Below are 21397 nucleotides of genomic sequence, written 5' to 3'. Positions count from 1 at the left end.
GGGCGTCCACGGGCAGGCGCGGGCAGGCGCGATCCTTGTGGCGCGNGCCTCGGCCTCGCCGCGCTGGTGATCGTGCTCGATCAGGTGAGCAAATGGGCGATGCTGACGCAAGTCATGGTCCCGCCACGGATCATCGAGGTGACCTCTTTCTTTAATCTGGTCCACGTCTGGAATCGCGGCATCAGCTTCGGCATCTTCAATTCCGATTCGCCGTGGACGCGCTGGACATTGCCGCTACTTGCGGTCGCGATCGTCGTCTATCTGGTCGTCTGGTTGCGGCGAACCGGGCATTGGCTGGTGATCACCGCCCTTGGACTGATCATCGGCGGTGCCATTGGCAATGTTATCGACCGGGCGATGCGCGGTGCTGTTTTTGATTTTCTTGACGTCCACGCTTACGGCTACCATTGGCCGGCATTCAACGTGGCGGATTCTGCCATCACCATCGGTGTCTGCCTGTTGATTGTGGACTCCTGTTCGGTGTTAGCGCACGACGGACGCGGGAAGAGGCCCGGGCATGAAGGAAAGACTCGAATGAAGGGACAAACCTGCATTCGCCTCGTTGTTCTCGCTACAACGATCGCTCTCGGCGGTTGTGAGAGTGTCAAGCAGGAGCTTGGCATCGGCGTGAAGCGGCCACCGGACGAGTTTGCCGTCTACTCGCGCGCTCCGCTAAGCATGCCCNCCGATTTCGCCCTGCGACCGCCGGCTCCGGGGGCCGGCGCCGACAGCCTCGCCGCCCGCAACAACGCTAAGGACGTGCTGCTCGGCAATGCGACGCCGCAGCCGGTGCCCAGTACCGGCTTGGCCCAGGTATCACCCGGCACCGAGGCACTCCTCGGCCGCACCGGCGGCCTCAATGCGAAGAACGATATCCGCGAGCAGGTCAACCGGGAGTCGACGGTGCTTGCTGAGGCGCAGCTGAGCTTCACCGAGCGGATGATGTTCTGGAAGGACACGCCCGAAGAGGGGACGGTGGTCAACGCGTCGGAGGAGGCGCAACGGATTCGCGAGAATCAGGCGCTCGGCAAACCGGTGGTCACCGGCGAGACGCCGATCATCGAGCGGCGCCCCAAGGGCACGTTGGAAGGCATCTTCAATTAACTTGGACTGACTGGGGGGCGGCCGGGAACGTTCCCGTCTGTCGCATCGCTTCGCCAAGCACCATTGCCGCGGCTATCGCCACGTTGAGCGAGCGCATGCCGGGCTGCATCGGCACCCGGATGCGGTCTGCCGCAGCGCTGTGAACCTCGTCTGGAACACCCGCCGTTTCTTGCCCCAACAACAGTATGTCATCGTCGCGAAAGCCAAAATCGCTATAGCGCTGGCTGCCGCGGGTGGTCAGCAGCACCAGACGCCCAGTGATCCGATGACGCAGGAACGCCTCCCATGAGGGATGCCGGATCACCTGGGCGCAGTGGTGATAGTCGAGCCCGGCGCGGCGGAAGTGGCGGTCACTAAACAAAAAACCACACGGCTCGATAATGTCCACGCCGACGCCGAGACAGGCGGCAAGGCGCAGCAGGGTGCCGGTGTTTTGCGGAATATCAGGCTGATAAAGGGCAAGCCGCATGGTTGGCAGGTCCACTCGTCAGGCATAGGGCAGGGCGCCGGAGGGACTTTGCCGCACCTGCGAGGAAACAGCCGAAGTCCGCTCTTTTCAGCGCATTATGATTGCATTATATGCTGTTGCCCAGAAACGCACATGGCCGTTCGGGTTATGCCATTGCGGCTTTGATCGACGTTGCAAACTGCGTGGCGGCATCTTGCTTTGCCGCTATGCCAACTCAGGGGATGCGGCAGAAGGAGCGGGCGCGGGATATTCCGCAATCGTCTGTCGATTGGGGAGAACCGTCCAAGCTCGGGCCTCACCCCGAAAATGAAAATACGAGGATCAACCATGGCAGACTCGGTAACGACCTCACCTCATGCCGTGAACGCGGGCGAAACACGAAGGGACTTCCTGTTGATCGCCACCGGCACCGTCGCCGCGATTGGCGCCGGGCTGGCAGCGTGGCCGTTCATCGACAGCATGAATCCCGCGGCAGATACACTGGCGCTTGCCTCAACCGGGGTCGATCTGGCGCCTGTTGCCGTTGGCCAGCGTCTCACGGTCGTCTGGCGAGGCAAGCCGGTGTTCATCAATCACCGCACGGCCGAGGAGATCAAGTCGGCGGAGACGGTAACGATGGCAGAACTGGTTGATCCGCAGCCAGACAGCGCGAGGGTGCAGAAGCCGGAATGGCTGATCGTCGTTGGCATTTGCACGCACCTTGGCTGCATTCCGCTCGGCCAGAAGACCGGCGAGCCGCGCGGTGAATTCGGCGGCTGGTTCTGCCCCTGTCACGGTTCGCAATACGATACGTCCGGCCGCATCCGCAAGGGCCCCGCACCAACGAATCTGTTGGTGCCGCCCTATACATTCACTGAAGAAAAACAATCAAGATCGGTTGAGGGAGCAACTCATGGCCTCGCACTCACCCTATGAGTGGAAGAATCCGACGGTTGCGTGGATCGACCGGCGCCTGCCGATCTTCTCCATGGCACGCGCCGATCTCGTCGATTACCCCACGCCCAAGAACCTGAACTACTGGTGGAACTTCGGTTCACTCGCCGGCATCGTGCTGGTGATCATGATTGCCACCGGCATCTTTCTCGCCATGCAATATACACCGCATGCTTCGCTCGCCTTCGAAAGCGTCGAGCGCATCATGCGTGATGTGAACTACGGCTGGCTGATGCGCTATCTGCACATGAACGGCGCATCAATGTTCTTTATTGTCGTCTACATCCATATTTTCCGCGGCCTGTACTACGGTTCGTACAAGGCACCGCGGGAAATTCTCTGGATCATCGGCGTCTTCATTCTGCTGGCGATGATGGCTACTGGCTTCATGGGCTACGTGCTGCCTTGGGGGCAGATGAGCTTCTGGGGCGCGACGGTGATCACCAACCTGTTCTCCGCCTTTCCGCTCGTCGGCAGCGATATCGTCACTTGGCTTTGGGGTGGCTTCTCGGTCGATAATCCGACGTTGAACCGGTTCTTCGCCCTGCACTATCTGCTGCCGTTTATCCTGTTCGGCCTCGTGTTCGTGCATCTTTGGGCACTGCACACGGTCAAGTCGAACAACCCACTCGGCATCGATGTCAAGGGACCGCAGGATACACTCCCCTTCACACCATACTACACCGCCAAGGATATGTTTGGCCTGGGTGTGTTCCTGATCTTCTATCTGTTCTTTGTCTTCTTCCAGCCGAACTTCTTCGGTGAGCCTGACAACTTCATCAAAGCCAACCCGCTGGTGACACCGGCGCATATCGTCCCGGAATGGTATTTCCTGCCGTTCTACGCCATCTTGCGGGCGATCACCTTCGACCTGTTCTGGGGTTTGGTGCCGGCGAAGCTGCTGGGCGTGTTGGCAATGTTCGCGGCCGTGCTCATCCTCGCCTTGCTGCCGTGGCTTGATCGATCGCCGGTGCGCAGCGCCCGGTTTCGGCCGATCTTCAAGTGGGTTTTCTGGCTGTTTCTCGCCAATTGCCTTCTGCTGGGCTACGTCGGCGCCAGGCCTCCGGAGGGCATAAACGTCTATCTCGGCCAAGCGGCGACGGCGGTCTATTTCCTGTTCTTCCTGGTCGTGCTGCCGCTCCTGAGTTTCATCGAGCGGCCTCGCCCCTTGCCTACCAGCATTTCTACGGCAGTGACGCCAGCGGGCGTCGGCGTTTCCGCCCGGGGAGTCGCAGAATGAGCCGGATCATAAAAAGCAGGCNGCCTTCTGGCCCTCACCGCAGCTCTGTCTATTGCTTTCGCCACCAGTGTCGGCGCAAACACCGCGCCGACACCGCCGAAGCAGGATTGGAGCTTCTCCGGGATGTTCGGCACCTTCGATCGGGCATCGGCACAGCGTGGCTGGCAGGTGTACGAGGAAGTCTGCCACGCCTGCCACGGACTAAGGTTCGTCGCCTTTCGCAATCTGCATGCTCTCGGCTTTTCTACCGAGCAGGTCGAGGCGATCGCGAGCCGGTTTGAGGTCCAGGCCGGGCCCAACGACGAAGGCGAGATGTTTATGACTCCGGCGAAGGCGGCGAGCCATATTCCGTCTCCCTTCGCCAACGATCAGGCCGCGCGTGTCGCCAACAACGGCGCGCTGCCACCCGATCTGTCGCTGATCACCCAGGCGCGGGTTGGCGCTGCAGACTACGTCTACGCCATCCTCACCCACTATCGCGATCCGGCGCCGGAGGGGTTCAACCTTAATTCCGGCATGTTCTACAACGAGTATTTCCCCGGCCACCAGATCGGCATGCCGCCGCCACTGTCGGACGATCGTGTCACCTATCTGGACGGGACCAAGGCGACGGTGAGCCAGATGGCGCATGACGTCACCACCTTCCTGACCTGGGCGGCCGAACCGAACATGGAGCAGCGCAAGCAGCTTGGGATAACGGTGCTGTTGTTTCTGATCGTGCTCACCGGTTTCCTTTATGCGCTGAAACGGCAAATCTGGTCAGACGTGGAACACTAAAGACCTTCTTTACCGACGATCAGCGTAAGGTGCGTGGCTGCCCCGGTCGGATCGATCGGGGCAGCTTTGCTATAGCGGGGCGTGAGGCGAGGTTGACATGCCGTCAGCCACGCATCGCGACGGGGTCAGCGGCGTGGGGCATGCGGACACCGCGGAGGGAGGAGCAGGAGGGTTACGGCGACCGCCGTGCCCGGTGCGGCCTGTGAAAGGAAGAGTTAGACAATGCGGTTGAAATCGATAGGGCTGGGACTGCTGCTGATGGTCCTGGTTGTCCTGGCAGTGCCGGCGCTGGCAGCCTCCAGCTCAACGGATGCGCTGACAGCAAAGGAAGTGTCGGCGGCCCTCGCCACCACCAAGGACCTGCGCCCTCTGCATGAGAAGTTTGGCCCGCAGCTGGCCGAATACGCGAAGACGGTCAAGCCGCCCGAGCCGGGCGTGCAGCGCGATCCCTGCGAGATCACCCCGGAGGTTCAGAACGCACCTGGCTTCAACGAGATGGAGCAGGTGGTGAAGAAGAACGGTTTCAAGAACGGCGAAGTCTATTGCCGGGTGATGGAGCGGATCATTCGCGCCTATACCGCGGTGCAGGTGGAAGAGCATATGCCCGAGCTGCAGCAGAAGCTGCAGGAAGCGCGGGCGCAGATCGAGGCCGATACCACCATGCCGGCGGATCAGAAGGAGCAGTTGCTTGCGCGTCTAACCGAGCATCCGGCGATCGCCGCCGCGCGTAAGGTTCCAGACTCCGACAAGAAGCTGGTTGCCCAGTTCCGCACCGAGATGGATCAGTTGTTCCTGCCGCCTCCCGGTCAGGCACCCGCCGCGCCGCCACCGCAGCAGTAAGGCAATGATTCGAGGCGGGGGTCGGACCGATCCGCTCCCTGCCCCGTTGATGGCGCACGCATTGGAGACGCAGGGTCGCGTCAGTTATCCTTGGCGCCCTGCTTGATCCAGTCGTGGATGGTTTGGATCTGATACTGGAGCAGCGGCCGCTGGTTGTGCGGCATCCGGATCGCCGCCTTGCCTGCGACGAGGACGAGCAGATTGCTCCGCACCGGTTCGCCGGGGACGACGACGGCCCCGTGCTTGGTGCCCTTCATCACGCCCTGATAGCTTGATAGATCAAGGCCGCTCGCCTCGTAGCCCTGCCCCTTGGGCGGGGTGTGGCATTCGCCGCAGCGTGCGGTCAGGACGGGCTGCACGTCGAGCGCATAACTCACCTCTTCTTCGGCGCGCGCTGTCCCGAACATTGCCACTGCCAGGATGGCGGCGCCGAGGCAGCCGGCGACTCCTGCGCTGGTGGTTCGTATTGACCCCATTTTCATCGTTGTCCTTCCCCTGGAATGCCGCATTCCGACGGCCATCCTGCTCGTATCGATGCGCAGGAGTCTAGCACCCGTGGGCAGCAAACCCAACGGCAAAGCCTTGATTCCAGGCGTGGTCAACGCCTTGCCGGCGCTTGGTCGGCGCCGGCGAACGATGGTCTGCAGCCGCCTCAGGCGACCTGGCGCGCCGCCGGCACCGGCCGGTTCCTGCCGTCCACCAGCACCACCTTCGGCTGCCACTGTGCCGCTTCTTCGCGCGGTACGTAAGTGTAGGCGGCGATGATGATCAGGTCGCTCGCATGGGCGAGACGCGCAGCGGCACCGTTGATCTGGATGCAGCCAGAGTGCGCCGGTCCTTCGATGACGTAGGTTTCGAAACGGGCGCCGGTGGAGATGTTATAAATCTGCACTTGCTGGTAAGGCACCAGATCGGCAAGATCCATCAGGTGGCGATCGATGGTGATGCTGCCTTCATAATGCAGGTCGGCAGCCGTGACGGTGGCGCGATGGATCTTCGCGTGCAACATTGTGATCCACATCGGGGCCCCACTTCTCTTCCTGGCTTGTTTTTGCTGCCGCAAAGGCAGACGCACCGCTCGCGCGCGGAATCGGACAGTACATGGGGTGCGTCGCCCGTCCACACGAGGGCGCATCTTCTAACAAACCGATGCTGTCATTGCAAATGCGAAGCGGGCAGGGGAGGGGTGCAATTTGCGGCACCGCAGTTTGCGGAGGGGAAGCACGCGAATCGCCAGGAGTAACGTTGCCTACGACCCAGCAGCATCCAAATTGTGTCTGTCGACAAGGGTTAAGCGGACGCGGTAGGGCGGGTCTAAAGCGAAGCGTGACCCGCCGAATGTATCGGCATATCGAAACCGAACTGGAGAAAAGAACCATCCCCGACTACCGACGCTACCGCGTGCCCGGTGGATGTTATTTCTTCACGGTCAACCTGCTCGAACGGCGCGGCAACGACTTGCTGATACGACACATTGATGTCCTGCGGGACGCAGTTCGTCTGGTGCACCGGAGCCGACCATTCACGATCGAGGCCTGGGTCGTGCTTCCCGATCATCTCCATTGCGTTTGGACCCTCCCGCCCGATGACGATGACTTCGCGACCCGCTGGCGCGTCATCAAGACGGCGTTCGCCCGCAACGTGCCCCTTGGCGAGCGGCGCTGCGATGCACGCCTACGCAAGGCGGAGCGTGGCCTCTGGCAGCGCCGTTTTTGGGAACACGCGATCCGCAGCGATGACGATTTCGCGGCCCATGTCGACTATGTCCATTTCAACCCGGTCAAGCATGGCTACGTCCGTGAACCAGCGGCGTAGCCGTATTCGACGTTCAAGTCCGCTGTCCAGCGCGGGCTGTATCCGGAAGGCTGGCTCGGGCCGGGTGAACAGTCTTCGTCGGACAAGGATTGCGGCGAGTAACGCATGCGGCGGGTCTACGCGAGCTACGCGAGCTACTTCTTGCCAGCCCTCGTCATCGTCTCAAATAATGCTTTTGGCGCGTCCGCAAGTTGGCCCGCAATCGTCTTCGCAATGCCGTCAACCTTTATTTCCTTAAACGCTGTTGCAAACTCATCGTTCCATTTAAATACTCTCTGTATTTCATCAAGAGAAACATCACCTTTCTTAATATATAAATACAACCTGCCGAAGCGGAGGGCGTGCCTCCGATTGAAAAGAACTGTCGCCTCGTGTAAGAATGCTTTTGCCATAGAAACTAGGACGTATACGGCGCCCGCAGCAAATGCTGACGTAGTCGTTGATTTTAGAGCGATTATTGTAAGTATATAGCCATCTAAAGGATTCGTATTTTCCGTTATGCTAGATAATGGAGTATGATAAAGTCTATAAGACACGTACAATAACAACGCAACCGCTGGAAGAGCGCAAACAATTCCAATCGCAAAAAGAAGTTTGGCTCTTGATGTGAGAAGTGATTGTGCTTTATCAACGAATACGTCTACAGAAGCTAATGAGAGCGGATCAACAAGTGCGGATTGATCTATTTCTTTGCTAAAATCATAAATCTCCTCGCATGCTCCAAATAGCACCTTGTGCCTTGATTGCAAATCTGCACATATTTTCTTCCAGTCTGTCGATGAACTTATGGTTTGCTTTTCTAATCTCTCGTACCAATGGTTTGGCTGGTCCTCCGCAGTCGGTGGTGTTTTTCATCGACTTTGCTCATACTACCCCCAATATAGCTCGTAGTGTGTTTGATTTGCACTGCGACACGTTGTGGCTCGTCGGTCGGATTAGCCAAGTGCCAAATCCGACGGATGTTTAAGAGCTCGTAGATGGCGTAACGGGCGGCCCCCGCGGAGGCCGCCCGTTACGCCATCTACAACGCCGCATTTAATCGCTATGCTCGGTATAGCAGACGCTGGAAAAATCAACCTCGCCATGACCGTTCCTGGGATCTTGCGTGTTTCCGACGAATTGCCGATGGAGTAAGCGGCAACGATGCGGCGGGCAGGGCAGAGGTGCGGTTGCGGCCAAGTGGCGCTCGCAATGCGGCCGAGCTGTTGCCGCGCACCCGCCGGGTGAAACTCGTTGCGACTTACACGTGCTGCGGTTCGAGCTGCTTTTCCAACGCCCGCAGCCGACGCCGGGTGATGCTGGCCTGCTGGTCGGCGCCGACGCGCTGGAAGGTGTCGAGCGCAGTGCGAAAGGCGGCGGCAGCCTCGCGCAGCTTCGACGGATCGCGCAGCCGGTCGGCCAGACTGGCCAGGGTCGCCCCCAGACCCACCTCACTGAGTGCCCAGGACACCGGCAGGCGCTCGCGGAAGTGAGGGTCGAGGGCGGCGCGATAGGCGGCTGCCGCATCGTTGAGACGCTCGACGCTGCCTTCGCGTTCACCCCACGTCTGCAGCGCCTGGCCGAGATTGTGCTGGGTCATCGACCATGCCAGCGGCTGGCGGTCGCGTGTCCGCTCCTGCAGCGCGGCGCGGAAGGCGGCAACCGCCTCCTGCAGGCTTTGCACCCCCATTTCCCGCTCGCCCTGGAGGCGAAGCGCCACACCCAGGTCGTGTTGCGTCGCTGCCCACTCCACCGGCAGCCGTTCGCGCGTGAACACCTGCAGCGCCGCACGATGGGCGGTGATCGCCTGCCTGACCCGGCTGCTGCCGTGCTCGCGCTTGGCAAGCGTCAGCAGGGCAAGGCCGAGATTGTTTTGGGTCATCGCCCAGCTGAGCGGCATGTCTTCGCGGGTATAGACGTCGAGGACGGCCCTGTAGGCGGCGAGTGCCTCCTCCAGGTGGCGGGTTCCTTCCTCCCGGCTGCCGAGGCTGGAGAGCGTCGCCCCGAGGCTGTTCTGCGTTTTCGCCCAGTCGATCGGCCGGCGGTGACGGGAAATCACCTCCAGTGCCGCACGGTAGGCGGCGACCGCCTCGTCGAGGGGGCCGTCGCGTCGCTGTGTTCGGCCATGATGCGCAGCGCGTCGCCGAGGTTGATCTTCGTTTGTGCCCACTCGAGGGGGAAATGCTCGCGGTTGAAGACGTCGAGCGCCCGGCGCAAGGCGGTTACCGCCTGGTCGATGGCGTCATCCCGGCCGACACGGGTGCTGAGTGCCGCCAGCGCCATGCCGAGCCCGTTCTGCACGTGTGCCCATTCGGCGGCGTAACGGTCACGGGCAAACACCTCCAGCGCCTGTTCGTAGGCGACGATCGCATGCTCAAGGCTCTGCGCGTCGCCACTGCGGTCGCCCAAAGCGCGGTAGGCCGCGGCCAGATGGGTCTGCGTCTTCGCCCAGTGCAGCGGCAGCCTCGCCCGGGTCAGCTCTTCGAGCGCGGCCAGATGGGTTGCCAGCGCCTCGCGCAGCACGTCGACATTGAACCGGTGCTCGCCCCAGCCGCGCAGGGCGATGCCGAGGTTATTCTGCGTCATCGCCCACGAAACGGGCAGACGCTCCCTGGTCATGATGGCGAGCGCCGCGCGATAGGCGGCTACCGCCGCTTCACAGTTCCGGGCGTCACCACTGACGTGATCCAGCGACGACAAGGCGGTGCCGCGATTATTTTCCACCATCGCCCAGTAGAGCGGCTGGGCGTCCTTGGTAAACACCGTCTGCGCCATCACGTAGGCGTTCTTTGCTGCCTCGATCAGCGCCGGTTGCTGACGGAATTCACCCAGCAGTCGCAGGGCGTTGCCGAGGACGTTCGACGTCGCCGCCCACAGCTCCGCCTCTTCCGTCGGCGAGACCAAGGCGAGCACGTCCTTTAAGTGGTCGACGGCCTTGTCGAGGAGTTCCGCCGTCTGCGCCGAGCGGCCGATCGCCAGCCAGGCCATACCGATGGATGTCCGGGCACGGATCAGCGCCGCCGGCGACAGCCGCGATGCCAGTTGCGGCAGCAGCCGCTCGCACTCCTCCACCGCCGGTGTCAGCATGGCCACCAAGTCGCGGGCCTGGGCTTCGGTTGCCGGATCGACGAAAGCCAGCGCTGCGACACAGATGAGCGAGGCGAAATCGGCGTCGAAGTCGGCGGGTAATTCGAGGCTGTCCACCGGCGGCCGGTAGGTGCGCAAGGTGCCGAAGGGGGTGACCGCTGCTGACAGGAAGCGCAGGCGCACCGTACCCCCGGGATGCACCTGTCCCCAGAGCATCACGTCGGCATAGGAATCGCGCAGCAGGTGGCGGCCGGTACGATCGCCGCTGCCTGAGCTTCCGTCCGGTTGCCGTTGGTGGCGATGAACAGCGGCTGGTTGGCTCGCTGCGCTTTCACCCCAGGGACGCCCTTGAGAACTTCCGAGAGGCGAAAGACGCGCGAGCGATCGCTGTCGTCACCGAGAAGGTCGGCGATCATGATCTCGAAGCGGCGGCCGCCGGTGAGCTTGGCGCCGACAGGCGGCCAGGGGCGGAAGTCGACGGGCGTGGGCTGGGGATTTGCCAGTGCTTCGACCGAATCGGCGACAGCCACGCTGCCGCGGCTGTCGTGGACCACCGCGCTGCCGAGCTGGTGGAAGGGAAGCAAGGCGTAGATCCGCTCGCCGTCGTCGTCGACGATGTGCGGATCGTTCTCCGGCTGCTGGCTGGCGGCGGCCGAGTTCAGGCGGTCGCCGTAACGGTCTTGCGCCAACTCGCCTGGAATCGCGAAGGCAATGAACTTGTCGATGCCCTTGATCGCCAGCTTGCCGAGAAGTTCGATATCTGTTGCCGCCGCATGCGCAGTGGCAATCACCACCGGTCCGCGTGCAGTCAGGAGGAGGAAAGTCTTCTGTGCAGCGGGTCTTGTTTCAGGCGTTTGCATCCCAGGCGCTCCAGACCATTAGACGAACCCACACGCTCCCACCGCCACCGCGGCCTGTCAGGACTGCAATGGGATGGCCACAGTCCTGACAGGTCGCGGTGGCGGAAGTTGGCCGCCGCCCGATGCGCCGATGCGCTAGAAGTCGATGCAGCGTCCTTTGCGTTCCCAGTCGCCGAAACGGGTCGGCTCAGGTCCTGAAGGGCCACCAACCTCTTCGTTGCCCTCGCTGCCATCGGAGGGCGGCGGTGGCGGCGGCGCAGCCTGACAGTCATCTGCCGGCTCAGCCACACTTGCAGTTACGGTCTCGGTTGGAGCCGATTTGGCGGCCTCAGTGTTCATCTGCGGGTTTCCTTGTTAACGACCCGTCTTCGGTACCTTACTCAAGCGACCCGTCGGGCATATCGAACAAGCAACTCTATCATAGCAGGGCAGCGGCACGCTGCTACGGAATCCACTCTTGCTTCGCCCCTGGCAGCGCTGCCGGCGGCGGTGACAGGCGGCCCGCATTCGTGCCATTGTCCGTTGTCGAAGCCATCGTTGGCCAACAATTCAAGTCGCCCTCCCTTGTCCCGGTTCGAGGCGGCGATTAATACTATATTGGCGAGCGCGAAGCGCCGATGAGCGGGATCAACGAGGATAATGTAGCGATGGGAATGCTCCGAACCGGGATGTTGCTGGCCGCCCTCACGGCGCTGTTCCTGGTTATCGGCTTTTTGCTCGGTGGCCAGCAAGGAATGATCCTCGGTCTCGTCTTCGCTATCGGAACAAACCTGTTCGCCTACTGGAATTCCGACAAGTTCGTTCTCCGCATGTATGGTGCTCAGGAGGTGGACGGGCGCACGGCACCGGAATTCTATGGCTTGGTGGAACAACTAGCGCACCGGGCGCAGCTGCCGATGCCGAAGGTCTATGTCATCGATACGGCGCAGCCGAATGCCTTTGCCACCGGTCGCAATCCCGAGCACGGCGCGGTTGCCGCCACCAGCGGCCTGCTTAAGCTGCTCAATCATCAGGAGCTGGCTGGGGTCCTGGCGCACGAACTCGGCCATATCAAGAACCGCGACACCCTGATCATGACCATCACCGCCACCATCGCCGGCGCCATCGGTGCGGTGGTCAACATCGCCGGTTTTTCGGCATTGTTCGGCAATCGTGACGGCGAAAGCGGTGGCAACCCGCTGGTCAATATTCTGCTGATGCTGGTTGCGCCGCTCGCCGCCGGGTTGGTGCAGTTCGCCATCTCGCGCACCCGCGAGTACTCCGCCGATCGTCTCGGCGCCGAAATCTGCGGCCATCCGCTGTGGCTTGCCTCGGCTCTGGGGAAGCTGGAGAGCGCGTCGAAGCGCGTGGACAATCCGCAGGCGGAACAGAATCCGGCAACGGCGCATATGTTCATCATCAATCCCTTGCATGGACGGTCGATGGACAACCTGTTTTCCACCCATCCCAACACCGAGAACCGCATTCGCGCCCTGCGCGAGATGTCGTCGCGCGCCGGCGCCGCCGGCCCATGGGGCTGATCCTGAGCGTCCGCTGTTTCTCCGTCATCACTGACGCCACGCGACGCGGGTGAGCGTCTTGCCCCGCCCCAATGGTCGCGCCGGAGGCAACGCCGGTGGCGACGCCCGTGCTGGTGCGCGAAGGCCGTCGACGCCGCGCACCATTGCCTTCGACCTGCTCACCAGCGTCCTCGATCGCCAACAGCCCCTCGACGAGGCGTTCGAGCGGCATCCGGGTGTCGCCCGCTTGGATGGGCGCGACCGTGCCTTTGCACGCCACCTGAGTGCCACCACGCTGCGTCGCCTGGGGCAGATCGATGCCATGATCGACCATGCCCTGGCCCGGCCACTGCCGGCCCGCGCCGCCCTGGTCCGTCACATCCTCCGACTCGGTGTCTGCCAACTCGTGTTCCTCGCGACGCCGGCACATGCGGCGGTGGACAGCAGTGTCGATCTCTGCCGTCATCGCGGGCATCTGGCGCACGCCCCCTTTGTCAACGCGGTGCTGCGCCGCCTTGCCGGCGAGGCGGCCGCCCTGGCTGCCGGCCAGGATGCGGCACGCCTGAACACGCCGACGTGGCTGTGGCAGTCCTGGTCCGCCGCCTACGGCGAAGAGCATTGCCGGGCCATCGCCTCCGCACACCTGCAGGAGGCGCCGCTCGACCTCACCCCACGGTGCAACGCGGATGCGTCGCTGCTGGCGCGGCTGGGGGCGACGCGGCTGCCGACCGGAACCCTTCGCAGCGTGGCGCATGGTCCGATCCCGGAGCTGCCGGGATTCGCCGAAGGCGCCTGGTGGGTGCAGGACGCGGCGGCGGCGATTCCGGCGACCTTCCTCGGCGCGGTGCAGGGCCAGAGCATCGCCGATCTCTGTGCCGCACCGGGTGGCAAGACGGCGCAACTGGCGCAGGCCGGGGCACGGGTGATTGCCGTCGATCGTTCGCCGGCGCGGCTGGCGCGGCTGAACGACAATTTGCGTCGCCTCGGCTTGGCGGCGGAGAGTGTCTGCGCTGATGTGGCGACCTGGCAGCCGGAGGCGCCGGTGGCGGGCATCCTGCTCGACGTTCCCTGTTCGGCCACCGGCACGATTCGCCGCCATCCCGACATCGCTTGGCTAAAGTCGGCGGCGGAAGTGGCGAGCCTTGCCAGCATCCAGGAGCGACTGCTCCGGCATGCATTGACCTTCCTGCAGTCAGGCGGGCGGCTGGTCTACTGCGTCTGTTCGCTGCAACCGGAGGAGGGGCCGGGCGTGGTCAACGCCGTGCTTGCCAGCTGCCCGGATATTGAACGGGAACCGATTGATGCCGGCGACGTCCGCGGTTTGACCGAACTGCTCACCGCCGACGGCGACCTGCGGGTGCTGCCCTGTCACCTCGCCGAACTGGGCGGCATGGATGGTTTCTATGCCGCGCGGCTGCGTTTGCGACCATCCCTGGCGCTGCCGTAACCACTACCCTTGCCTCGCGCAAGCCAAGCTGATAGCAAAAACGCACACACAAGACCGGCAGACCGGCGCGAGCGGACGACCGCGAGGTATCATTGTCGCGTGCCGACCGCCAGACCGTTCCCGGGTTCGCGTAAAGAATAAAGGGATCTCGATGGGAGTGCCGCTTGCCGGATTGTATTACCGGTCGCCCCTCCATCGCCTGACCCTGCGGGGCACGGCGCCCGAGGATCTCGGATTCGTGTTCCCCTCGCCGGCGCTGGGCGATCCGGATCAGGCGACGGCCATTATTGGCGGCGGCTTTCTCCTTGCCGGGCGCCAGTTTCCCTTTAATCGCATGCCATGGTCGGTGCTGCCGCCTGGGGCGGCGCTGGCCGAAGCGATGCACGACTTCGCCTGGCTGGCCGACCTGCGCGCCGCCGGCAGCGAGGCGGCGCGCGAGCGCGCCCGCGAGTTGGTGAGTGGCTGGATCGCCACCAACCGTCGCTGGACCTCACCCGCCTGGGAGCCGTGGGTGCTCGGCCGTCGCGTCGCCTGTTGGCTGGCCGCCGGCGACTTTCTCCTCGCCAACGTCAGTCCCGGGTTCAAGCGCGCCTTCCTCGAATCGCTTGGCGAGCAGGTACGGCATCTGGTCCGCTGTGGCGGCAGTTCGCCCGCCGATCCGCGGACGCTCGCCACCGTCGTGGGCCGAATCGCCGCCGCCCTGTGCCTGCGGATCGGTGAACTTGCCCGGCCGCTGACTGAACTCGACCGCTACCTCGAACGACAGATTGTCGACGACGGCGGCCACCTATCGCGCAATCCGATGCTGCAGCTTGCGGTGCTGCGCGACCTGATCGATATCCGCTCGGCGCTGAGCGTGGCGGAGAAGCCAGTGCCGCCGACGCTTACCGGCGCCATCGAGCGTATGGCACCGATCTTGCGAGCTTTTCGCCATGGCGATGGTCGCCTGGCACTGTTTCACGGCGCCAAGGAACTGTCGCGCAGTCTGATCGACACTGTTCTCGTGGCGAGTAACACCGTGGAACGTCCGCCTGCTGGTATGCCCGATAGTCGTTACACCCGCATGGCAGCGGGGCGTACCCTCATCATTGCCGACGTGGGGCCGCCGCCACCGCCACAGCACTTCCGTGGTCACGCCGGCTTGCTTGCTTTCGAGATGAGCGACGGCCGTGACCGCATCGTCGTCAACTGCGGTGGCTTCGTCGGTGACGATGACCGCTGGCGCAGCGCCGTTCGCTCCACCGCTGCGCATTCGACGCTGACAGTCGATGAGACCAACGCCGCTGAACTGGCCGACAAGCTGTGGCGGCGCGCCAGGCGGCCACGCATCGAGGCCGATCGGCAGGAAACCGATGGCGCCGTCTGGCTGGACGCCAAGCACGATGGCTACCGGCCGCGCTTTGGTCTCACCCATGCGCGGCGCATTTATCTTGATGCCACCGGCTGCGACCTTCGCGGCGAGGACGCCCTGACCGGTAAAGGCAAGGGTGGGCAGCGGTTCAAGGTACGGTTTCACCTGCACTCGGACGTGCAGGCGACGATGGCGGATGAGGGGCGGGCGGTGCTGTTGCGCACCCCGGGCGGCGGCTGGCGCTTCATGGCGGTGGGCGGCACCATCGCCCTCGAAGACAGCACCTATCTCGGCCGCTCCGACATACCGCAGAAGATCCGCCAGATCGTCGTCGCCGGCGAGGTCGCTGGCGAGGGCACACGAATCAAATGGGCGTTTAAACGCCAGGGCGGATTGCAATGAGCGTCGACGACGAGCCACCCTTGCCGCTGGCGGCGACCGTACCTGCCACGGCCGGCGTGGTGTATCACGATCGGCGTCGCTGCAGTCTGTGCGGCAACACCGATCTTACCGCCGCGGTGACTCTGGCGCCGACACCGATTGCCCATGCCTTTGTCGGGCCGGATGAGCTGGCGAACGACGATCCCCGCCTGCCCTTGGAACTCGGCCGCTGCCGCAGTTGCGGCCATGTGCAGTTGTTGTCCATCGTCGATCGTTTCCGGCTGTTTACCCGCAACACCGATGCGCACGGCGGCTCTCCGATCATGGTGGCGCACCTGCGCGCCTTTGCCCGCCAGTTGGTGGAACGTTACCCCAGCGGCAGGGATGTGCTCGTGGTCGAGGTCGGCTGTAACGATGGCACCCTGCTCAAGGCCTTCGAGGATGCGGGGCGTCGGGTGCAGGGGAGCGAACCTGCGGCCAACTTGGCCGGTCAGGCGGTGGCCCGCGGCATTCGCACCCATGCCGGCTTTTTCTCACCGNCTATTGCCGAACGGATCGAGGAAGAACGCGGCCGTGCCGCCTACGTGATCGCGCAGATGGCCTTTGCCCAGGCAGAGGATCTGAGCGAACTGCTGGAAGGGGTGAGCCTGTTGCTCGCTCGCGACGGCATCTTCGCCTTCGAGGTGCCGTACCTCGGTGACATCATTCGCCAGGGCGCCTACGACAGCATTACCCACCGGCTGCTCGATTATCATGCCTTGCGGCCGCTGGTGCCCTTCCTCGCCGCCAATGACCTGGAACTGATCGCCGTCGAACGGACGCCGTCGCATCGTGGCAGCCTGCGCGGCATCGCCCAGCGTCTGGGCGGCCCTTATCCCACTGACGCCTCGGTCGATGCCCTGTTGGCGGAAGAGGAAGCGATCGGTCTTGGCAGCGCTGAAAACCTCGCCAGCTTTGCTGCGCGCATCGACCGCTCGCGCACGGCGCTGGCGTCGATGCTGAATCAGCTCAAGTCCACCGGTGCCCGTATCGCCGGTTACGGCGCCACCGCCTGCTCGACGACGCTGCTGCACCATCTGGGCGTCGACCGCAGTGTTCTCGACTTCGTCATCGACGACACGCCGGCGAAGCAGGGGCTCTATACGCCCGGTCTCCACATTCCTATTTGCGACAGCCAAGCTCTCTACGACCAGCGGCCGGACTACCTGCTGCTCTTCGCCTGGAACTTTGCCGACAGCATCATGTCCCGCCACGAGCGTTTCCGGACCATCGGCGGCCGCTTCGTGGTGCCCCTGCCGGAACCAAGGGTGCTCTGAGTGCTGTTGCTGCTGCCTGCCTTAAAAACCCTATCGGGGTGGCATCAGTTTGCTGCGACGGGTGTTGGCGCTGCGGCGTTGCCATCGGCAGCAACCGGCGCGGTCGTGGCGTTCGGGAGACGAGCCGTGGTCGCGGCTGCGCACTTTAGCTCCAGATCGTGCTGTGCCGCTTCAAGCACCTTCAGCCGGGGCTTGTCGTCCGGATTGCGGTTCCCCAGTTCGCTGGCGGTGTGGATGGCGGATTGCATCAGGGTGCAGAGGGACGCTGGCAGGATCTGGACCGCGTGGCGCAGGGCAACTGCGGCCTGAAAGCCGACAAAGGGCCGTTCAAGATCCGGATCGAGTCGCTCGGCCAGCCACATGAGATGCTCACTAGCCGGGAACATCTGCAGAATGGCGATCGCTGCCAGACGTTCTCCGGGGCTTGGGCTCACCTGCAATTCGGCCAGCATCGGCCGTACCGATGCGGCGCGGCCGTTCATTTTCGAGAACAGCGCCGCCATCAGGCTCGTTCGCGCCGAGCCGCCCTCGTTGTCGCGGCGCAATTTGTCGTAGTTCGCGGCAAGGTCCAGCATCCCCTTGCGGTCGGCTTCGCCCAGAGCCTCGCTTCGATCGACCTGGCCAACCTGCTTCAGACTATCCTTGTTTTCGATAATATCGTGTATGGCCCGCAACAGGCCGCCACGGACCACGTCGCGAAAATCAGCATGGGTGGCGTAGCGGCCGGTTAGGCCTTCCGAAGCCAGCCGATGGCGAAACTTCACCACCTTTTCCAGTTGCGCCACCCCCTCAAGATCAGGGATCGGCATCGGCTCGTCGCAGAAATAGAACATCAGCCGTGGCAGGTTGCTTTGCTTGCGGCGTTCCAGCGCCCGATCGAACTCCTCGATGGTGCCGCTCTCGGCGTGCGCGGTCCTGGTTCCGCATCTTGCCCACATGATGCCGATGAAAATGTGAAAATCATCGTCCATCTGCCGGTTGACCACCGCTTGCGGCTGGCCGTAATCGGGGTAGGTGTCCGTTTCGTAGCGTAACAGTTGCAGCTTCAGCGGCGTGTCGCGCGGGCCGAGATATTCGAGCATGTCGTTGATCTCGGCCACCAGTTGCGCAATGGTCCGGCGCTCGTCGGGCACGTCCGACGGCGAGGACATGAACACCTTGATGACGCGTTGGTCCATCGCTTGCTGCCTATCCGCGTTTCGCCTGCCCAGAAGGTTCCACTGTCATAGGTTCCATACAGGGTACAGGATAATGCGAACGACTCTCGCAGCCAAGGCAACCCTTGCTCACATCGCCAGTGCCTGGGTCAAGGCGGCGACGTTGTGGCGGAACATGGCGAGGTAGGTGGCGGCGGAGCCGTCGGGCGGCGAGAGAGCATCGGAATACAGCGTCGCGCCGATGGTCGCACCGGTTTCGCGGCGAATCTGCTCGATCAACCGCGGATCGGTGACGTTCTCCATGAACACCGCCGGGATCTTCTGCGTTCGGATCTGCCTGATCAGCCGTGCTACGTCCCGTGCCGACGCCTCCGCCTCGGTGCTGACACCCTCCGGGGCGAGGAAGGTCATGTCGTAGGCCTGGGCGAAGTAGCCGAAGGCGTCGTGTGAGGTGATGATGGTGCGCCGGTCGGCCGGCAGGCTGGCGATGGTGATACGCACTTCCTGGTCGAGGCTGGCTATCGCTGCCAGATAGCGCTCGGCGTTGGCGCGATAGAGGCTGGCACCGGCGGGATCGATGGCAACCATGGCGTCAGCGATATTGCGCACGTAGATGGCGCCATTGGCCAAGCTTTGCCAAGCGTGCGGGTCAATCGTGTTGTGATCGTGTTCATTCCCCTTCGCATGCGTGGTGCCGACTTCATCTTCCTCTGCGGCCATTGTCAGCGGGGCAACGCCCTTGCTGGCGACGATCACCGGCCCTTTGAAGCCGGCGGCCTTGATCAGCCGGTCGATCCAGCCCTCGAAGCCGAGGCCGTTGACGAAGACGATCGTGGCGGCGGCGACGTTCTTCGCATCGGCCGGGGTCGGCTGGTAGACGTGCGCGTCACCGTCGGGTCCGACGAGGGTGATCACCTGTACCCGTTCNGCCCCCACTTGGCGCACCATGTCGCCCAGGATGCTGAAGCTGGCGATCGCCTTGACCGCTGGCTCCGCCGCCCTGGCCATTGGTATCGCGGTGAGGCCGAGAACGGCGACCATGGCGAAGATCGTGAACAGGAAGCGCCTGGGTTTCATCATCACTCTCCCTCGATCAACCTCTGAGATGCGGCCGCGGTAGCCGGCCGGCGATNNGACACTGCCCACCGGGCCGCCCAGCATGGAGACGACGTAAGCGCCACCGGCAACGAGAATGATCGCCGGTCCCGAGGCGACATTGCCCCAGTAGGAGAGCAGCAGGCCGGCGACGCTGGCGGCGAAGGCGATCAGCATGGCGATGGCGATCATGCCGCTCACCTCCCGGGCCCAGAAGCGCGCCGCCGCCGCGGGAAGGATCATCAGGCCCACCACCATCAGCGTTCCCAACGCCTGGAAGCCGCCCACGAGATTGAGGACGACGAGGAGCAGGAAGGCGAAGTGTACCGGCGTGCTCAGCCGGCTCACCGAGCGAAGAAACTGCGGATCGAGGCACTCCAGCACCAGCGGCCGGTAGATCAGCGCCAGCGTCAGCAGCGTCAGCGTGGCGATGGCGGCGATCAGCAGCACCGCCGCGTCATCAAGGGCGAGGACGCTGCCGAACAGCACGTGCAGCAGATCGACGTTGCTGCCATGGACGGAGACAATCAGCACGCCAGATGCCAGCGAAATCAGGTAGAATGCCGCCAGGCTCGCATCCTCGCGCAGCACCGTCACACGGGCGATGACACCGGCGAGCAATGCCACGACGAGGCCGGCGACGAGGCCGCCCAGGGTCATCGCCGGCAGCGACAGGCCGGCGACGAGGAAGCCGACAGCAGCGCCGGGAAGGATGGCGTGGCCCATGGCGTCGCCGATCAGGCTCATCCGCCGCAGCATCAGGAACACCCCCACCGGCGCAGCGCCGAGGGAAAGCGCCAGGCAGCCGGCCAGCGCCCGGCGCATGAACGCATAATCGGTGAACGGGGCGACGAGGATATCGACGATCACGCCGGGTGCGCTCCTTTGCGCGGTTGTTGCCGACGCGTTGTCGCCGGGGCGCAGACCAGCGCCGTTTCGTCCCAGGCCTCGCACAACTGACGCGCGCGCGTCAGGTTGGTCTCGGTCAGCACCTCGTCGGTGGCACCCCAGGCGACGGGCGTGCGGGCGAGCAGCAGCGCGTGCGGAAAATGCGCCCGCACCTGGTCCATGTCGTGGAGAACGCAGAGAATGGTGCGCCGCTCGCCGTGCCAGCGCTCGATCAGCGCAATCAGGTCGGCGACGGTGCGGGTGTCGATGGCAGTGAAAGGTTCGTCGAGGAGAATGAGCGGGGCGTCCTGGAGCAGCAGCCGGGCGAACAGCATCCGCTGCATCTGCCCGCCAGACAGCGTGCCGATGGTTCGCCGCTCGAATCCGCTCAGGCCGACAGCAGCCAGCGCATCGCTCACCTGCGCCCGGCCGCTGCGGCCGAGGCCACCCAGGGCGCCGATTCGCTGCCACAGGCCCATGGCGACAAAATCGAAGACATCCAAGGGAAAGCCGCGATCGATCTCCGCCTGTTGCGGCAGGTAGGCGACGTGCTTGCGGCCAAGCCCCTTGCCGCGGATGCTGCCACCCAGCGGACGGAGAAAGCCGGCGATGCCCTTGAGCAGGGTCGATTTGCCGGCGCCGTTGGGGCCGACGACGGCAAGAAGATCGGCGCGATGGACGCAGCCGCTCAGATGATGCACGGCGGGGTGGCGGTCGTAGCCGAGGGTGACATTGTCGAAGGAGAGAATCGGCGCGGCGACGCTGGCGATGTGGCTCATGGGCGCAGGCTCCAGCCGACGACGACCCACAACAGCGCGATCAGCCCTCCGGCGAGCGCCAGCCGCGTTCCCAGCCCGGCCAGCAGCGGTGACCAGCCGGTGCCGCGAGGCGCGCCCGTCGGCCACCCGACCTCATGATGATCATGCGTTTTCGCCATGGTCCTGCCCCGTGCGTCGCTTCTAGCGCGTCCAAACGCGAAAGAGTTGAGCAGACGGCTTACACCAACCGCAGCGGCGTGGGAAGGGTTATGTTATACTGTAACGTTTGCTGGCGTGTCACCCTTACCTGGTGCTACGCGCGCCTATCATCGTTGACAGCCGAGGCGGCGGCGCATAGGTATTGCGCACGTTCAGGCGCGATGCGCGATGGTGTTGCGTGC

At 63.7% G+C, this 21397-nt stretch carries 22 protein-coding genes; 10 read left to right on the top strand and 12 right to left on the bottom strand.

What is annotated here, in order from left to right; translation table 11 throughout:
- Positions 1–66 precede the first annotated feature (66 nt).
- Positions 67–1104 (top strand): signal peptidase II, encoded by a 1038-nt coding sequence (lspA, locus tag HQ394_RS20760; RefSeq protein WP_407644723.1) that lies wholly within the window; start codon positions 67–69, stop codon positions 1102–1104.
- Here the strand turns inward: lspA and HQ394_RS08510 are convergent.
- A complete protein-coding gene (locus HQ394_RS08510) occupies positions 1097–1573 on the bottom strand; it encodes a tRNA (cytidine(34)-2'-O)-methyltransferase (protein ID WP_190263214.1) in 477 nt (158 codons plus the stop codon). The two genes, lspA and HQ394_RS08510, sit on opposite strands and share 8 nt — an antisense overlap.
- 171 nt (positions 1574–1744) lie before the next feature.
- Here HQ394_RS08510 and petA point away from each other — a divergent pair, with 171 nt between their 5' ends.
- The 4 genes from petA (at position 1745) to HQ394_RS08490 (ending at position 5363) form a co-directional block, all read left to right on the top strand.
- Positions 1745–2488 carry a ubiquinol-cytochrome c reductase iron-sulfur subunit gene (gene petA, locus HQ394_RS08505; protein ID WP_407644722.1) on the top strand — a complete coding sequence of 248 codons (744 nt, stop codon included), beginning with the start codon at positions 1745–1747 and terminating at the stop codon, positions 2486–2488.
- Positions 2466–3746 (top strand): cytochrome b, encoded by a 1281-nt coding sequence (locus HQ394_RS08500; RefSeq protein ID WP_190262873.1) that lies wholly within the window; start codon positions 2466–2468, stop codon positions 3744–3746. The genes petA and HQ394_RS08500 overlap by 23 nt, the downstream gene beginning before the upstream one ends.
- 27 nt (positions 3747–3773) lie before the next feature.
- Positions 3774–4523 carry a cytochrome c1 gene (locus tag HQ394_RS08495; RefSeq protein WP_263053792.1) on the top strand — a complete coding sequence of 250 codons (750 nt, stop codon included), beginning with the start codon at positions 3774–3776 and terminating at the stop codon, positions 4521–4523.
- A 222-nt stretch (positions 4524–4745) separates the two neighbouring features.
- Positions 4746–5363, top strand: a complete 618-nt coding sequence (locus HQ394_RS08490; RefSeq protein ID WP_190262871.1) for a hypothetical protein — start codon at positions 4746–4748, stop codon at positions 5361–5363.
- Positions 5364–5443: 80 nt separating this feature from the next.
- On the opposite strand, the gene HQ394_RS08485 is transcribed toward HQ394_RS08490, so the two are convergent.
- Both HQ394_RS08485 and panD read right to left on the bottom strand, forming a co-directional pair.
- Positions 5444–5845: a c-type cytochrome domain-containing protein gene (locus HQ394_RS08485; RefSeq protein ID WP_223291962.1), complete on the bottom strand. Its 402-nt coding sequence runs from the start codon at positions 5843–5845 to the stop codon at positions 5444–5446.
- Between the two features lie 170 nt (positions 5846–6015).
- Positions 6016–6384 carry an aspartate 1-decarboxylase gene (gene panD / locus HQ394_RS08480; RefSeq protein WP_190262870.1) on the bottom strand — a complete coding sequence of 123 codons (369 nt, stop codon included), beginning with the start codon at positions 6382–6384 and terminating at the stop codon, positions 6016–6018.
- 317 nt (positions 6385–6701) lie between these two features.
- Here panD and HQ394_RS08475 point away from each other — a divergent pair, with 317 nt between their 5' ends.
- A complete protein-coding gene (locus tag HQ394_RS08475; RefSeq protein WP_190262869.1) occupies positions 6702–7178 on the top strand; it encodes an REP-associated tyrosine transposase in 477 nt (158 codons plus the stop codon).
- 134 nt (positions 7179–7312) lie between these two features.
- Here the strand turns inward: HQ394_RS08475 and HQ394_RS08470 are convergent, their stop codons facing one another.
- The 5 genes from HQ394_RS08470 to HQ394_RS08450 all read right to left on the bottom strand — a co-directional run bounded on the left by HQ394_RS08470 (position 7313) and on the right by HQ394_RS08450 (position 11443).
- Positions 7313–7909 carry a hypothetical protein gene (locus HQ394_RS08470; RefSeq protein ID WP_223291961.1) on the bottom strand — a complete coding sequence of 199 codons (597 nt, stop codon included), beginning with the start codon at positions 7907–7909 and terminating at the stop codon, positions 7313–7315.
- 509 nt (positions 7910–8418) lie between these two features.
- Positions 8419–9216, bottom strand: a complete 798-nt coding sequence (locus HQ394_RS08465; RefSeq protein WP_190262867.1) for a tetratricopeptide repeat protein — start codon at positions 9214–9216, stop codon at positions 8419–8421.
- Positions 9213–10463, bottom strand: a complete 1251-nt coding sequence (locus HQ394_RS08460) for a tetratricopeptide repeat protein (RefSeq protein WP_190262866.1) — start codon at positions 10461–10463, stop codon at positions 9213–9215. Before HQ394_RS08460 ends, HQ394_RS08465 begins: the two co-directional genes overlap by 4 nt.
- Entirely contained in the window at positions 10460–11104 is a 645-nt protein-coding gene (locus tag HQ394_RS08455; RefSeq protein WP_190262865.1) for a hypothetical protein, read from the bottom strand. The genes HQ394_RS08460 and HQ394_RS08455 overlap by 4 nt, the downstream gene beginning before the upstream one ends.
- Positions 11105–11239: 135 nt before the next feature.
- Positions 11240–11443 (bottom strand): DUF1674 domain-containing protein, encoded by a 204-nt coding sequence (locus HQ394_RS08450; protein ID WP_190262864.1) that lies wholly within the window; start codon positions 11441–11443, stop codon positions 11240–11242.
- A gap of 308 nt (positions 11444–11751) precedes the next feature.
- Here HQ394_RS08450 and htpX point away from each other — a divergent pair, with 308 nt between their 5' ends.
- From htpX to HQ394_RS08430, 4 genes are all read left to right on the top strand, one after another.
- Positions 11752–12624: a zinc metalloprotease HtpX gene (gene htpX, locus HQ394_RS08445; RefSeq protein WP_190262863.1), complete on the top strand. Its 873-nt coding sequence runs from the start codon at positions 11752–11754 to the stop codon at positions 12622–12624.
- A 49-nt stretch (positions 12625–12673) separates the two neighbouring features.
- Positions 12674–14050, top strand: a complete 1377-nt coding sequence (locus tag HQ394_RS08440; RefSeq protein ID WP_317629024.1) for an RsmB/NOP family class I SAM-dependent RNA methyltransferase — start codon at positions 12674–12676, stop codon at positions 14048–14050.
- 151 nt (positions 14051–14201) lie between these two features.
- Positions 14202–15803 carry a heparinase II/III family protein gene (locus HQ394_RS08435; RefSeq protein ID WP_190262862.1) on the top strand — a complete coding sequence of 534 codons (1602 nt, stop codon included), beginning with the start codon at positions 14202–14204 and terminating at the stop codon, positions 15801–15803.
- Positions 15800–17098, top strand: coding sequence for a methyltransferase domain-containing protein (locus HQ394_RS08430; RefSeq protein WP_190262861.1), 1299 nt, complete (start codon positions 15800–15802; stop codon positions 17096–17098). Before HQ394_RS08435 ends, HQ394_RS08430 begins: the two co-directional genes overlap by 4 nt.
- Before the next feature lie 44 nt (positions 17099–17142).
- On the opposite strand, the gene HQ394_RS08425 is transcribed toward HQ394_RS08430, so the two are convergent.
- The 4 genes from HQ394_RS08425 to HQ394_RS08410 form a co-directional block, all read right to left on the bottom strand.
- Entirely contained in the window at positions 17143–18276 is a 1134-nt protein-coding gene (locus HQ394_RS08425) for a hypothetical protein (RefSeq protein WP_190262860.1), read from the bottom strand.
- Positions 18277–18384: 108 nt separating this feature from the next.
- Complete coding sequence (locus HQ394_RS20755; protein ID WP_190263210.1) at positions 18385–20175, bottom strand: metal ABC transporter solute-binding protein, Zn/Mn family; 1791 nt, start codon at positions 20173–20175, stop codon at positions 18385–18387.
- A 41-nt stretch (positions 20176–20216) separates the two neighbouring features.
- Entirely contained in the window at positions 20217–21017 is an 801-nt protein-coding gene (locus tag HQ394_RS08415; protein ID WP_190262859.1) for a metal ABC transporter ATP-binding protein, read from the bottom strand.
- Positions 21014–21175, bottom strand: a complete 162-nt coding sequence (locus tag HQ394_RS08410; protein WP_190262858.1) for a hypothetical protein — start codon at positions 21173–21175, stop codon at positions 21014–21016. The genes HQ394_RS08415 and HQ394_RS08410 overlap by 4 nt, the downstream gene beginning before the upstream one ends.
- Positions 21176–21397 lie beyond the last annotated feature (222 nt).

It is taken from the genome of Defluviicoccus vanus, assembly GCF_014672695.1.
In the GTDB taxonomy this organism is placed as follows: domain Bacteria; phylum Pseudomonadota; class Alphaproteobacteria; order Rhodospirillales; family Defluviicoccaceae; genus Defluviicoccus; species Defluviicoccus vanus.
Note: the sequence above shows the minus strand (reverse complement) of the source record. Positions and strands in the feature narration are given on the sequence as shown.

Excerpts from the sequence above, each read along its gene's own strand:
- HQ394_RS08510 (WP_190263214.1), bottom strand. The coding sequence starts at position 1,573 with ATGCGGCTTGCCCTTTATCAGCCTGATATTCCGCAAAACACCGGCACC.
- HQ394_RS08500 (WP_190262873.1), top strand. The coding sequence starts at position 2,466 with ATGGCCTCGCACTCACCCTATGAGTGGAAGAATCCGACGGTTGCGTGG.
- HQ394_RS08490 (WP_190262871.1), top strand. The coding sequence starts at position 4,746 with ATGCGGTTGAAATCGATAGGGCTGGGACTGCTGCTGATGGTCCTGGTT.
- HQ394_RS08485 (WP_223291962.1), bottom strand. The coding sequence starts at position 5,845 with ATGAAAATGGGGTCAATACGAACCACCAGCGCAGGAGTCGCCGGCTGC.
- panD (WP_190262870.1), bottom strand. The coding sequence starts at position 6,384 with ATGTGGATCACAATGTTGCACGCGAAGATCCATCGCGCCACCGTCACG.
- HQ394_RS08475 (WP_190262869.1), top strand. The coding sequence starts at position 6,702 with ATGTATCGGCATATCGAAACCGAACTGGAGAAAAGAACCATCCCCGAC.
- HQ394_RS08455 (WP_190262865.1), bottom strand. The coding sequence starts at position 11,104 with ATGCAAACGCCTGAAACAAGACCCGCTGCACAGAAGACTTTCCTCCTC.
- HQ394_RS08450 (WP_190262864.1), bottom strand. The coding sequence starts at position 11,443 with ATGAACACTGAGGCCGCCAAATCGGCTCCAACCGAGACCGTAACTGCA.
- htpX (WP_190262863.1), top strand. The coding sequence starts at position 11,752 with ATGGGAATGCTCCGAACCGGGATGTTGCTGGCCGCCCTCACGGCGCTG.
- HQ394_RS08435 (WP_190262862.1), top strand. The coding sequence starts at position 14,202 with ATGGGAGTGCCGCTTGCCGGATTGTATTACCGGTCGCCCCTCCATCGC.
- HQ394_RS08425 (WP_190262860.1), bottom strand. The coding sequence starts at position 18,276 with ATGGACCAACGCGTCATCAAGGTGTTCATGTCCTCGCCGTCGGACGTG.
- HQ394_RS08415 (WP_190262859.1), bottom strand. The coding sequence starts at position 21,017 with ATGAGCCACATCGCCAGCGTCGCCGCGCCGATTCTCTCCTTCGACAAT.
- HQ394_RS08410 (WP_190262858.1), bottom strand. The coding sequence starts at position 21,175 with ATGGCGAAAACGCATGATCATCATGAGGTCGGGTGGCCGACGGGCGCG.